This window comes from Pararhizobium qamdonense, from assembly GCF_029277445.1.
Classification (GTDB): domain Bacteria; phylum Pseudomonadota; class Alphaproteobacteria; order Rhizobiales; family Rhizobiaceae; genus Pararhizobium; species Pararhizobium qamdonense.
The window spans coordinates 1987024-1999669 of sequence record NZ_CP119566.1; the positions used below are offsets into that span (position 1 = coordinate 1987024).

General features: G+C 60.5%; 11 protein-coding genes and 1 riboswitch. Of the genes, 4 read left to right on the plus strand and 7 right to left on the minus strand.

What is annotated here, in order from left to right; translation table 11 throughout:
* Positions 1-2: 2 nt before the first annotated feature.
* Positions 3-827, minus strand: a complete 825-nt coding sequence (locus PYR65_RS09605; RefSeq protein WP_276120806.1) for an ABC transporter permease — start codon at positions 825-827, stop codon at positions 3-5.
* Entirely contained in the window at positions 824-1777 is a 954-nt protein-coding gene (locus PYR65_RS09610) for an ABC transporter permease (RefSeq protein WP_407951292.1), read from the minus strand. Before PYR65_RS09610 ends, PYR65_RS09605 begins: the two co-directional genes overlap by 4 nt.
* Positions 1778-1994: 217 nt before the next feature.
* Between PYR65_RS09610 and PYR65_RS09615 the strand changes: the two genes are divergently transcribed.
* Positions 1995-3407, plus strand: coding sequence for an aminotransferase (locus PYR65_RS09615; protein WP_276120807.1), 1413 nt, complete (start codon positions 1995-1997; stop codon positions 3405-3407).
* An 82-nt stretch (positions 3408-3489) separates the two neighbouring features.
* Here PYR65_RS09615 and PYR65_RS09620 read toward each other — a convergent pair whose 3' ends face one another.
* Positions 3490-4692 (minus strand): aromatic ring-hydroxylating oxygenase subunit alpha, encoded by a 1203-nt coding sequence (locus tag PYR65_RS09620; RefSeq protein WP_276120808.1) that lies wholly within the window; start codon positions 4690-4692, stop codon positions 3490-3492.
* A gap of 205 nt (positions 4693-4897) precedes the next feature.
* Positions 4898-5689 carry a DUF1194 domain-containing protein gene (locus PYR65_RS09625; protein ID WP_276120809.1) on the minus strand — a complete coding sequence of 264 codons (792 nt, stop codon included), beginning with the start codon at positions 5687-5689 and terminating at the stop codon, positions 4898-4900.
* A gap of 151 nt (positions 5690-5840) precedes the next feature.
* On the opposite strand from PYR65_RS09625, the gene PYR65_RS09630 reads away from it, so the two are divergent.
* Together PYR65_RS09630 and PYR65_RS09635 are read left to right on the plus strand one after the other, a co-directional pair.
* A complete protein-coding gene (locus tag PYR65_RS09630) occupies positions 5841-7130 on the plus strand; it encodes a glucoamylase family protein (RefSeq protein ID WP_276120810.1) in 1290 nt (429 codons plus the stop codon).
* Between the two features lie 82 nt (positions 7131-7212).
* Positions 7213-8064, plus strand: coding sequence for a (2Fe-2S)-binding protein (locus tag PYR65_RS09635; protein WP_276120811.1), 852 nt, complete (start codon positions 7213-7215; stop codon positions 8062-8064).
* 43 nt (positions 8065-8107) lie between these two features.
* Here PYR65_RS09635 and PYR65_RS09640 read toward each other — a convergent pair whose 3' ends face one another.
* Complete coding sequence (locus PYR65_RS09640) at positions 8108-8884, minus strand: CbtA family protein (RefSeq protein ID WP_276120812.1); 777 nt, start codon at positions 8882-8884, stop codon at positions 8108-8110.
* Between the two features lie 192 nt (positions 8885-9076).
* Complete coding sequence (locus PYR65_RS09645) at positions 9077-9253, minus strand: CbtB domain-containing protein (RefSeq protein ID WP_082546776.1); 177 nt, start codon at positions 9251-9253, stop codon at positions 9077-9079.
* Positions 9254-9301: 48 nt separating this feature from the next.
* Positions 9302-9571: riboswitch (cobalamin riboswitch) on the minus strand.
* Positions 9572-9836: 265 nt separating this feature from the next.
* On the opposite strand from PYR65_RS09645, the gene PYR65_RS09650 reads away from it, so the two are divergent.
* Positions 9837-11603 (plus strand): bifunctional diguanylate cyclase/phosphodiesterase, encoded by a 1767-nt coding sequence (locus PYR65_RS09650; protein WP_276120813.1) that lies wholly within the window; start codon positions 9837-9839, stop codon positions 11601-11603.
* Between the two features lie 15 nt (positions 11604-11618).
* Here PYR65_RS09650 and PYR65_RS09655 read toward each other — a convergent pair whose 3' ends face one another.
* Positions 11619-12473 carry a LysR family transcriptional regulator gene (locus PYR65_RS09655; RefSeq protein ID WP_276120814.1) on the minus strand — a complete coding sequence of 285 codons (855 nt, stop codon included), beginning with the start codon at positions 12471-12473 and terminating at the stop codon, positions 11619-11621.
* Between the last annotated feature and the right edge of the window lie 173 nt (positions 12474-12646).

The following is a 12646-nucleotide window of genomic DNA, read 5'->3' on the forward strand; positions in this document are numbered from 1 at the left end:
TATCAGCCATGGGCGGCGGCTCCAGCTTTGAGGCGGTTTTCCGCGCGGCGGCGCAGGATTTCGGCGGTGGCGACCAGGAGGATCGACAGGGCGATCATCAGGCTTCCGAGCGCCAGCACGCTTGGCAGCTTGGCGGCAAAGCGCAGCTGTCCCCAGATATAGACCGGCAGCGTCGGCTCCGTGCCCGACAGGAAGAAGGCGAGGATGAACTCGTCGAGCGAAATGGTGAAGGAGACGAGCAGGCTGGAGATGATGGCCGGCGCCACCACCGGCAGCGTCACCCGGCGGAAGGTGCCGATGGCGGTTTCCCCGAGGTCGAGCGAGGCTTCCTCCAGCGAACGGTCGAAGCCATCAAAGCCGGAAATCAGCACCGACAGCGCATAGGGCAGGCAAAACACCGTCTGGCCGAGAATGACCGTGACCAGCGACAGTTCCAGGCCGAGCTGCAGCACGATCATCAGCAGCGATACGGCCACGATGATCTCGGGCAGAAACAGCGGCGCCATCAACAGGCCTGTCGCTGCGCGCTGGCCGCGGAACTTGTAGCGGGTGACGGCGCGGGCGGCGCAGATGGCAAGACCGGTTGACAGGATTGAGACGCAGATGCCGACGATCAGGCTGTTGCGCGCGGCCGCCAGCATCGCCGCATTGCCCCAGAGCGAGGCGTACCATTTGGTGGTGAAGCCGGCGAGCGGGAAGGTGGTGGAGGCCGCATTGTTGAACGAGAAGATCGGCAAAAGCAGGATCGGCAGATAGAGAAAGACAAGGTAAGCCGACACATAGACCGGCAGCCAGCGGGATTTTCGAATGCCGTGACGGCCGCTCATTTGATCCGCCTCACGAATAGCTTCAGCGCCAGCACCATGCAGCCGGCCATGGCCGAAACGATCACCATCGTTGTGACAGAAAGGGCTGCGCCAAGCGGCCAGTTGGCCCCCTTGCCGAACTGCGCCTGGATGGCGGTGGCGATCATCACGCCGTCCTTGCCGCCAACCAGCTTGGGCGTCACGTAATCGCCGACGGTCGGGATCATCACGATCAGGAAGGCGGAAATGACGCCCGGCAGCGACAGCGGCAGCGTGACGCGCAGAAAGCTCCAGACCTTGTTGTCGCCGAGATCATGCGCCGCCTCGATCAGCGAGCGGTCGATCTTTTCCAGGGAGACATAGATCGGCAGGATGGCAAAGGCCGCCCAGCTATGGACGAGCGTGATGATCACGGCGTTGGAATTGTAGAGCAATGTGGTCACCGGCTGATCGATCAGTCCGGTGGACATCAAGCCGGTATTCAGCACGCCCTGATAGCCGAGGATGACCTTCCAGGACATGACGCGCAGGAGGTAGCTGGTCCAGCAGGGCACGGTGATCAGGAACAGCCAGAGGTTCTTGTGAACGCCGCCATGGAAGGAGATGAACCAGGCGACCGGATAGGAAAAGGTGACGGTGATGAGGCTGACGGCGAGCGAGATGGTGAGCGAGCGCCAGAGCAGGTCGCGGTAGATCGGTTCTGTCAGGGCGACGCGATAATTCTCAAGCGTGAAGCTGCGGTCGATGGTCAGGTAATCCTGGGACCAGAAGCTGTAGGCGATGACGATGAGGACCGGCAGGAAGAGCAGCGCCAGCGCGTAAAGCAGGGTCGGCGAGATCAGCGTCAGGCCTTTTGCCTCGTCGCTTGCCGCCCAGCGGCGGCTGCCGGCAAGAGGCGGTTTGCTCTCCACGCCGATTGCGCCCGGCAACGCCACCATCAGCGCCACCCGTGCGGCGCGGTGCCGTGACAACAGTGAAAATGCAGGGATCGTATCATGCCGTCCGTCCCGGGCGGTTTTCCGCCATTCTTTGGTTCCCGCAGAGAGAATGAGCGCAAAACGGGATTGAACGCAAGTGTTTTTTCTGCCAATATTGATTGAACGGACATTCAAAATAGAAGTAATTGATGTTTTATATCAGTTATTTGATTTGAAATAATGTCCATAAATTATCTGTGGAGGCGAAAAAATGGCGGCCAAACGTGAAGACGCGATCAGCTCTTTGGAGGCTTCAGACAGCATGGTGGCTCTGGCCAGAGATCATCTCGTCCAGCCCTGGCCGACGGCGGGCGAGATCGGCGCGGAGGCGCGCGGCGGTATCGTCAGCGGTGACGGTATCTATGTGATCGACGGCGAGGGGCGAAAGCTGATCGATGGCCCCGCCGGCATGTGGTGCGTCAATGCCGGGCATCGGCGAAAGGAGCTCGCCGACGTGCTCTATGATCAGGCCATGGACCTCTCCTACAATTCGCCCTGGTACACGATGAACGCGCCGTCGGTGACGCTGTCCGCCCGGCTTGCCGGTCATGCGCCGGGCGATCTCAATCATGTCTTCTACACGACCGGCGGCTCCTCTGCGGTCGAGACCGCACTGCGCTTCATGCAGTTTTCCAACAATGTGAAGGGGCGCCCGGACAAGAAGCTGATGGTGTCGCGGCAAGGCGGCTATCACGGCTCGACCTATCTGTCGGCCTCGCTGAACGGCCGTCCGCGCGATCACGACTGGATGGACAGTGCCGGCGAGCAGGTGGTGAAACTCTCCTGTCCCAATCCGTTCCGGCGGCCGGAAGGGATGAGCGAGGCTGCGTTCTGCGATGGGCTCGTCGCGGAATTCCGCGCGGTCATCGAGGCGCGGGGGGCCGACCGCATCGGTGCCTTCATTGCCGAGCCGGTGATGGCGTCCGGCGGGGTCATCGTGCCGCCGGACGGTTATCTCAGCCGGATGCGGCAGCTTTGCACCGACAACGACATCCTGTTCATCGCCGACGAGGTGGTGACGGCCTTCGGGCGGCTGGGGCATGTCTTTGCCTCCAGCGATGTCTTCGGCATCGAGCCTGATATGATCACCTTCGCCAAGGGTGTGACCTCCGGTTACTTTCCGCTTGGCGGCGTGATGATTTCGTCGCGCCTGTTTGAGGAATTGCGCCGCTCCAACCATCCCGATGCGATGTTTGCCCATGGGCTAACCTATTCCAGCCACCCGATCGGCTGCGCCGTGGCGCTGAAAAACCTCGATATCCTGGAAGAGGGTCTGCTTGAGCATACGCGCGCCATTTCCGGCCATTTCCAGGCGAGCCTGAAGACGCTTGAAGACCTGCCGCTGGTCGGCGAAGTGCGCGGGGTCGGGCTGATGGCCTGCGTCGAATGTGTCGCCGACCGCGTGCACAACAATCCGCTGACGCTTGATCTCGACGTCGGCAAGCGCATCGACAGGCATTGCCAGGACCTCGGTCTCCTGGTGCGGCCGCTGATCAACATGTGCGTGATGTCACCACCGCTGACGATCACCCTGCCGCAGATCGACGAGATGACCACGATCCTGCGCACCAGCATCCGCCGGACGATGGATGAACTGGTGCGCGAAGGGTTGTGGCACGGCTGAGTTTTGTCTTGGGCATGGCATCCATTCCCCGCCATGCTCATTTTTAAAGGGCCGGTTTTCCCGGCCCTTTCTTTATGGCTTGTCAGACTGCGGCAAAACGCAGCCGGCTGTTCATGCCGGCCATTTCCCGCTCGTCCGGGGCGGCGGGCAGGGTCATGACCGGCAGGATGGCGCGAAGGTGGTCGTGGTGGGTGCGCACGCCATATTCGAGATCGGACAGGTAGAACCCGCTGAAGGCCTTGGAGGTCATCGATTCGTTGGACCAGATGGTCAGTTGCACGTCCTCGGACTGCGTATCGCGGTCGATGCGCTGGGCAAGGTAGCGGGCGGCGCGTTCCCGGCGGCTTTCGTCGCGATGGCGGTAGACGCCGCCGCGCAGCATGGTTTGGCCGGTGGAAAGCGGAAATTCCTGATAGAACTGCACGGCTTCCGGCGTCACGGCGATCACCGCATTGGCGAAGATGCCGTAATAGATCCAGGCCTTGCGCAGGTGCTGTGGCAGGTGGGTGGCTTCCGGGGCGATTCTGACATAATTGCGCACGCTCCAGCGTCGGCCGGCATGCGGATTATAGGTGGCGAACGAGCGGCAGAGTCCGTTGACGAAGGGTTCGTCATAATAGGTCGAGCCATAGAGGTCCTGCAGCGCCGGATGGGCCATCGCCACGTGGTAACCCTCGTTGTCGACATCGCGGACGGATTTCCAGTTGACCGGCGAGGTCTGCGTCCAGAGATTGCCGGCGGCAACCATGTCCTGCGTTTTGTATTCGCTGAGTTCGGCCGCGAAGGGCTGCATCAGTTCGGCAACGGACGGCTGGGGCCCGGGTGCAAAACGGATGAAGACGAAGCCCATCCAGACTTCGAGATCCAGTGCGATCAGCCCGAATTCCTGCTTGTCGAGCGGCGGGAAGGAGCGGGGGCGGGCGGCGCCCCGCAACGTTCCGTCGAGATTATAGACCCAGCCGTGGAACGGACAGACCAGCGCATTGCGGCAGGTTCCCTTGTCATCGGCCACGACGCGCGAGCCGCGGTGGCGGCAGATATTGTGGAAGCCGCGCACGGTGCCGTCCTGGTCGCGCAGGATCAGCGCGCGCTCGCCGACGACATCCATCGTGATGTAATTGCCGGGCTCCGGCACATCGGAAACATGGCAGGCGATCTGCCAGTGCTCGCGGAAGACATGCTGTTTTTCAAGCTCCAGCAGCGCGTCGCTGTGATAGCACCAGCCGGGCAAGCCGCTGCGGTCCCAGTCGTTGGGAACGTTGATGTTTCGGGTCATTTCGTTCATGAATTTCCCCATATCTTGCTGAACGTTCATTCAATATAATCACATTTCTCCATGAATAGGAATAGGTTGAGGGATTGGTGCCTCTACGAAATTTTTTGGAATTTTCGGATTTGCACGGAAATTGCGGCCGCCGCCGTCCGGTCCTTCGGCATTTGCCAGGGGACGGGAGTATGTTGCGTCAAAGGAACCGCAGTCGTGTCCGGGCCTATCTTTCCAGTTCCGGGTAGACCCGGTCGAGAAAACCCGGCCGAAGTTTTTCGCCCATCAGGCAATCGGTGGGCGGTTTGATCTGAACGGGAATGGCCGGCAGTCGCGCCTGGCTGACCTCAAGGACCAGCTTCTGGCGGATGGCGACGGCAAAATCTTCCGGCTGATGCACCGGCAGCACGAAGGAGCCGGGGCCGCCGATGACGCAATCGGCATAGTAGCGGTCAAGCGAAACCGGCCCGCCGGAGGGGCGGATGAGAATGGCAAGGCCATTGATGATGATGCCGCTTTCAATGGCGGCATCGCGGGCAGGATCGACCGGAGGGCCCAGATTGTTCGGCCCGTCGCCGGAAATATCGACCACCCGGCGCATGGCATCATAAGGGCTTGCCGCCATCAGTTTCGATGCAAAGGTGATGGCATTGGAAATGGAGGTGCCGCGGCGGGTGAAGACCGGCCGTGAGGCGAGATGTTCAGCGAGGCTAGCGGCGTCCTGCGCGTCGTCAATCACCTGCCAGCCGATGACGGAGGTTTCGTTGACGCTGCCCGCCCATTCGAAATAGCTGATGGCGATGCGGCCATTCAGGCCTGCGGTCACCGCGTTGATGAAGTCGGGATGACGCAGCGCCTCGACATAGCCCATGCGCTGAACCTGCGCCTCTTCGATATCCATCGAGCCCGACATATCGACCGCGAGCACCAGCGCTACATCGACCGGAACGGAATCTGCCACCGGCGTCGCCACTGGCGTGGCTGCAATCGTCAGAAACATCGCAAGTGCTGAAAACATCAGGTCATCCAATCGGCGCTCAGGATCGTATGAAACTAAAATGTAACACAAATCGTTGGTTAGGCGACCGTCCGGGAAGCCGGCGGCTTCAACAATCAGTGATTTGTACCTGCGGTCACTTTTTCGACCGATCGACTGGAGTTAGCCTGTAATGCTTCTGAAAAACGAAACCGACACGGTTATTCTCGACCGTTTGCAGCGAGCGGCGTTCAGCTACTTTCTCGATTTCGTCAATCCGGAAAATGGTTTGATTGCCGACACGTCACTCCCTGGCGCGCCTTCGAGCATCGCTGCGACCGGCTTTGCCCTGTCCGCCTATCCCACCGGCGTCGAGAGAGGCTGGATGAGCCGGGAGGAGGCTGCGGCGATCACGCTGACCACCTTGCGCTTCTTCGCCAAAAGTCCGCAAAGCCGCAGCAAGGATGCCACCGGTTACAAGGGGCTCTATTATCATTTCCTGGACATGAAGACCGGGCTTAGAACGTGGCGCAGCGAATTGTCCCTGATTGACAGCGCGCTTCTGATCGCCGGCATGATCACGTCAGCTGCGTATTTCAACCGGGATGACGAAGTCGAAAAGGAAATCCGCTCTCACGTCGATATGCTCTATGCAAGGGCAAACTGGGCCTGGGCGCTGGACGGTGACGGCGCTCTGTGGCTCGGATGGAAACCGCGCAGCGGCTTTCTGCCCTATCACTGGGAATCCTATAGCGAGGCGATCATCCTCTATACGCTGGCGCTCGCTTCGCCCTCCTATCCGATCGGCAAGGACAGCTATGATGCGTTTGCCGCGAAATTCGACTGGATGACGGTGAAGGGCAAGCCGTTCCTCTATGCCGGTCCCTTGTTCATCCACCTGTTCTCGCATGCCTGGATCGATTTTCGCGGAATCCGCGATGAGGCCGTGGCGGCCCATGATACGGATTATTTCGAAAATACCCGGCGCGCGATTGCCGTTCAGCGTGATTATGCGACGGCCAATCCGGGTGGCTTCACGGGCTATGGTGCCGATACATGGGGGCTGACCTCATGCGATGGCCCGCAGCGTCCGCGCCGCCTGCAGGATGGACGGCGCCAGCAATTTGCCGGTTATGCCGCGCGCGGCGCGCCAAATGGCCCCGACGACGGCACGCTTGCGCCCTGGGCGCCCCTGGCATGCTTGCCATTCGAGCCTCAGGCCGCCATATCAGGCACACGCCATATCCTGTCGAGCTATCCGGATGTCATGGCGGATGGGCGGTTTATCGGCAGTTTCAATCCGAGCGTTCCGGGCAAGACGGCGGAAGGGTGGCTCAACAATCGCAGCGTCGGCCTTGACCAGGGATTGCTGGTCATGATGATCGAAAACCACCGCACTGGGCTCTATTGGTCCATGCTGCGCGAAACGGTGGTGATACGGCGCGGCCTGAGACGGGCGGGTTTTTCCGGCGGCTGGCTTTGAGATCAGGGATCGTGCTTTTGGGGTCCTATCATCAGTCTCCATCATGAGGTAAACGGACCGTCAGAACATTTGAGGCGGCCCCTTGGACGACAATAGGGATCACGGCAGGTTTCGAGACGGTGATGCAGGGCAGGTGGCTGATGCCATCGTCTGGCAGGCACAGTATTTTCCACATGTCGCGATGTCGCAAGGTTTGCCAAGTGGCGACTTTGTTTCCGTCGATCGGGCGTGGCGCCGTGACGGGGAGATGATCGAACGCCTGCTCGCCTATCAGAACCGTTTCGCGTCCGGAATGGATGATCGCGTCAGGGGCGCTCATCTCGTGTCCTTTTACAGCCATCACCTCAGTGTTGCGGTGGCGGCAGTCTATCTGCGCGCGGGACTGGTCCCCGGCAAGGATCGCCTGGCATTCCGGTTTGAACCTGCCGTTCCCAACGACTGCGGTTCAGTCAATGCCCCCCAGCCAGCCGATGCCTGCCGCTTTCATTTTCGCGTCGAGAATTTTGCGCGCGGGCATGATTGGGCGACGTTGTTGCATGATGGTTTCGTCGAAAATTTCACGCCCATGATCGATGCGCTGCAGGCGCGCACCGGCCTTTCGCCCGTTGCGCAATGGCGGCTGGTGGCCGATGGTATTGCAGGGGCGTTTCTGGAGGCCGGTCTGGCGCTGGGCGAGGCGGAACGGGCGATGGCTGCGGCACTTGCTGTCATCAACGGAGCCGGCTCGCCGCTGTCTTTTGATGCGATGCGCTATCAGCGGATCAGCGCCGTCTGCAATGGGGTTGCCGTCGAGCGCTTATTCCGCTTGCGAAGCGGCTGCTGTCTCTACTACCGGACGCAGGGCGGTGATTTTTGCGATGTCTGCGTTCTCCTGGATGACGAGAGCAAAAAAAGCCGCCTGCGCGCCCATGTCGAGCGCACCGGCGGCCTCTGATCACGGTTGCCGCACGGACAAAACCCCGCGGCAACTTTATGGCTCAGGCCGATTTCAAAAACCGTTCGTTCAGATAGCCCGAGATGACGCCGAGCACGAGCCAGAAGGCCAGCGTCGTGGCCAAGGCGGCAACGGCGAATTCGGCGCCAAGCACGGCAGGAACCGGGCTCGACAAATCCGACGGCTGTGGCGCGCCATAGGCATGCGGCGCAGCGATCAGGACAAGACCGGCGATCTTGGCGACGATCTCGCCACGCAGCACGATGAGATAAAGTCCGGCCACAGAGAGAACGATCGCCGCGAGCCACCAGATTTTGCGGTCTTGCAGATCGGCTGCAGGAAAGCCCGGAAGTTCCGGCGGCAGGCCGACGGCCGGCAGGAGATGCACCGCAAGCCAGCCGCAAATGCCCCAGATCGCGCCGTTGCGCAACGTAATCGGCTGGTTGAACACCAGGCTTGCTCCGGCAAGCAGCAGGCCGAAACCGGCACCGGCCACCAGATTGGCAAGCAGCGTGCCGGAGAAACGGCTCATGCCGAACATGATGCCGCCTTCTTCCTCATGCTCGCCCTCATGGGCATAGGCCGGCGTGACCGGCGAGAGTGCGGACAACATCTCGCCAATGACCGAGGACCGGTTGAGCGAGGACTGTTGCTGCTGCTGACCTTCGGTCGTGGCAGGCGGCTCGGCTGCGGGTTCCTTGACTTCGAATTCCTCGGCATGAAGGATGAGCGGGACAACCCGCAATTCCTGTGCCGCCGTCATGAAGACGCCCGCGATCAACCCAGCCACCAATGCGGCCAGAAGTGTTTTGACAATCATGTGATACCCCCAAAAATCAAGCGGAACTGATCGATCTGTCGTGCTCAACGCTTGCTGTGTTTCAATTCCCCACGGCAAAAACCGCCCGATGCAAAAGCATGGGCGCAATCCAGGGCCGCGCGATGTCCTGTCGGAAATCGGCGATCCCTCTCATCGATCAGGTGCGGAAAGCGCAAAGCCTTCCACCGTTCATCAATGGCAAGGGAAGCCGTAGGAGTGGCGGACGTCGTGGGCGGTGTCGTGCAGCACTGCAGAATTGGCAAGGCCTGCACCGAAGACCAGGAAACCACCGATCAACAGGGCGAGAACGGCCGTCGTGATGCGGTCGCTGAGAGAAAGCGGAATGCTTGAAACTGTAGTCGTAGCCATGACAACCTCCGTGATGGCGCGTGGAATATATCCCACTCAATTGGGCACCATGCCCTTCATCAACCGGCAGGTTTCCTGGCTCGCGGCGTCAGGCGCTTTCGCGCCAAGGAGCCTGTCTCACCTTCCCGGGGCAGGGCTTGAAATCCCGTCGCCCTAGTGGCTTTTACCGGCTGAACAAACCGGCATGACAAACTCTGACCGCTCTACAGTCGCGGGGTCGGCCGTGATGAAGATGCCCAGAATGGGTCCACCCGTCACGTTCCCATTTACTCCCCGAAAGCGCCTCGCCCCCAGGGAACCAATTGATCCCGCAATGATTATGCCGTCGTATCATGCATGTCAATTCGGCGCTGCGACCTCCAATGACGTATTGCAGCTCTTGATTTTTCCCCGCAATGTCTAAATTGGATATGTAGTACAACCTGGTATGCGCTCAAGTTGCAACCCGGTTTTTTCAAGAAACACTCAATGGTTGTTTGAATTGAAAGATACTCTTCTTATTCACCGGAACAATAGTTCTTTAGCAATCTTGGTGTAGAATGCGGCGGCGCTGACACGCGAAGCATCACCCACAGAGAAGACCATGAAAGCGGCGAGGTCCGAACAGGAATTTCAGAATATTCTTCGCCGCTTGGGAATTGCGCTCGACGCTTCTCAGATCGGGGTGTGGGAGCACGATACGCAGAAGGACGAAGTCGTCTGGGACCTGCAAATGCATCGGCTCTACGCAACGGGCAAGACACAGAAGCGCGTCAAGGCGGCGGTGTGGATGAATGCGATTCATCCCGATGATTTTGTGCAAGCGCAAGCGGATTTCGATCTCGCGATTGCAACAGGCGACGTTTATTCGTCGGAATACCGGATCATCCTGCCGGACGGCGAAACCCGCCATCTGCGCTCGCGTGCCTATTGTTTCGAGGAAGACGGCCACATCACCTTCATCGGTGCCGAGTGGGACGTGACGGCGGATGTGCTGCTCAATCGCGAATTGCGGCGGCAGAAGGCGATTGCCGAAGCGCGCGCCGTTGCGCTGGAAGTGAGCTCCGAGCGGATACAGCATGCCGCCGAGCACGATTCCCTGACAGGGCTTCCAAACCGCCGCTTTTTCGACCGTCGGCTGGCGGAGCTTGCCGAGGGGGAGGGCCCGGAGAAGCTGGCGATCCTGCATATTGGTCTCGACCGGTTCAAACAGATCAACGACGCGGCCGGCCATGCGGCGGGCGACGATGTCCTGCGGTCCTGCGCGCGGCGTATTGAGGCCGGCGTTCCGAAAAACTCGTTCATCGCCCGCGTCAGCGGTGATGAATTTGCCGTTCTGATCGCAAACTTCGTCTCCCTGGAAGACCTCAAAGCCCGGGCCGAGCGGCTGACACAGGGGCTGAAGCAGTCGGTCTGGCACAATGACGAGGTCCTGCACACCGGCGGCTCCATCGGCGTCGCCGCAGCCAGCGGACGCAATATTGCAAGCCTTCTGGCGCAGTCCGACATTGCGCTCAACCGGGCGAAAAAGCTCGGCAGGGGACGTGTCGAAGTCTATTCCGCACAGCTGAAAGCGCAGCTCAACGCCGAGCAGCGGATCGGCCGTCAGTTTTCGCATGGTCTGGAGAAAGGCGAGTTCGTTCCCTTCTATCAGGCGCAGGTCGATGCACGGACCCGGCGCGTCGTCGGGATGGAAGTTCTGGCGCGCTGGCGCCATCCCAAGCGTGGATTGATCATGCCGGGGGAATTCATCAAGGTTGCGGCGGGTCTTGGCCGGCTGGACGATCTTGATGCCGCCATCCTTAAAGCGGCGCTCAGGGATCGCGAGGCCTGGACGCGCCGGGGCGTGGATGTTCCGCGCATCTCCGTCAATGTGTCGGCCGCCCGCCTGTCGGATCCATTGTTGATCGACGAACTCAAGCGTCTCGGCGTTCAGCCGGACATGCTGTCCTTCGAATTGCTGGAAACCATTTTCCTCGACGACAGCGAGGATGATGTGTTTGCCAATGTTGCCGGGCTGAAGGCCATGGGCATCGATATCGAGATCGATGATTTCGGCTCCGGCCACGCGTCGATTATCGGGCTGGTCAAGCTGAAACCACGGCGGATGAAGATCGACCGGCAGCTGGTCTTGCCGATCACCACATCGCGTGAGCAGAAACGGCTGCTGCGCTCGATCATCGATATTGCCAAGGCGCTGAATATCGAAGTGATTGCCGAAGGGGTGGAGACACAGGAACACGCCAAGCTGTTGACGCGGCTTGGCTGCGATATCCTGCAGGGCTATGCTATAGCCTATCCGGCCCCGGCCGCCGACATGCTGGCCCGGCTGACGGAGGATGACCCGCAAGCCCTTGCCGTCCAGCACTGACGGCGTTTCCCGTCCTTATTCCTGCTTTCCCAACAGATCCTGCATGACGGCGATGATGCGCCGGTGCTGGTGGGCGTGGCGTGTGCGGATGCTGGTCGCCGCATAGATCGCCTGCTGGATGAGGGGTGCATCCTCAATCGGAAAGGCGGTGCCTTCATCCGCAAGCTTCATTGCGGTGGCGCGCGTCACATAGGCTGCGCCGGCAAGCGTTTTCAACAGGCCGGTGATGGCGATGTTCTGTCCTGACGCCAGCGGTGCGGAGGACAGTTGCGGCAGGGCGAGGCGGTGCGCACGGTCGAATGCCGGGGAATAGACGGCCTGGATATAGGTCTCCGGCTGCAATTCGGCGACCGTTTTCACTGTTGTGGCGACCAGCGTATAGGTCATGTCGCCGATGCGCTCGTAGTGCAGGTCGGGCAGGTAGTGCGGCGTATAGAGGATGGCGAGATCGAGATCGCCGGCGGCCAGATCGCGGTTCATCTGGTTGGAATAATCGGCTTCCATATAGATCGAGGTGGTCGGCAGATCAGTGCGGACGGCGGACAGCCATTTCCCGGCAAAGGCTTCGGCCAGATCATGCTGGATGCCCAGCCGCATGGAGCGCTCATAGGTTCCGGCATTTTCGACCGCCCGCGTCGCCTCGTGCCATTGATGCTGCAGCGCCTTGGCATGGTCGAGGAACCGCAGGCCGGATGCCGTCGGCGCAGTGCCGCCCTTGTTGCGGGTAAAGAGCTTGCGGTTGAACTGTGCCTCCAATGCCTTGACGCGGTGGGAGACGGTCGATTGCGTGATGTTCAGCCGCTCGGCCGTACGGTTGAAGCTACGGGTTTCCATCAGGTCGAGGAAGGTTTCGATGAGGTCGATCTGCATGGGGTGTCCGGTGTGTTGTGGTACAAACCCCTCCCCAACCCTCCCCACAAGGGGGAGGGGGTTTACGGGGGATGTCGTTCGCCCTTTGCAGAGCAGCCACAGCGGCGAGGCATACTCTGTATACTCCCTCCCCCTTGTGGGGAGGGTCGGGGAGGGGTTTTCTTCATCTCCAA

What these genes read in the sequence shown, in the direction of transcription:
- PYR65_RS09605 (WP_276120806.1), bottom strand. Translation starts at nt 827, where the DNA reads ATGAGCGGCCGTCACGGCATTCGAAAATCCCGCTGGCTGCCGGTCTAT.
- PYR65_RS09615 (WP_276120807.1), top strand. Translation starts at nt 1,995, where the DNA reads ATGGCGGCCAAACGTGAAGACGCGATCAGCTCTTTGGAGGCTTCAGAC.
- PYR65_RS09620 (WP_276120808.1), bottom strand. Translation starts at nt 4,692, where the DNA reads ATGAACGAAATGACCCGAAACATCAACGTTCCCAACGACTGGGACCGC.
- PYR65_RS09625 (WP_276120809.1), bottom strand. Translation starts at nt 5,689, where the DNA reads ATGTTTTCAGCACTTGCGATGTTTCTGACGATTGCAGCCACGCCAGTG.
- PYR65_RS09630 (WP_276120810.1), top strand. Translation starts at nt 5,841, where the DNA reads ATGCTTCTGAAAAACGAAACCGACACGGTTATTCTCGACCGTTTGCAG.
- PYR65_RS09640 (WP_276120812.1), bottom strand. Translation starts at nt 8,884, where the DNA reads ATGATTGTCAAAACACTTCTGGCCGCATTGGTGGCTGGGTTGATCGCG.
- PYR65_RS09645 (WP_082546776.1), bottom strand. Translation starts at nt 9,253, where the DNA reads ATGGCTACGACTACAGTTTCAAGCATTCCGCTTTCTCTCAGCGACCGC.
- PYR65_RS09650 (WP_276120813.1), top strand. Translation starts at nt 9,837, where the DNA reads ATGAAAGCGGCGAGGTCCGAACAGGAATTTCAGAATATTCTTCGCCGC.
- PYR65_RS09655 (WP_276120814.1), bottom strand. Translation starts at nt 12,473, where the DNA reads ATGCAGATCGACCTCATCGAAACCTTCCTCGACCTGATGGAAACCCGT.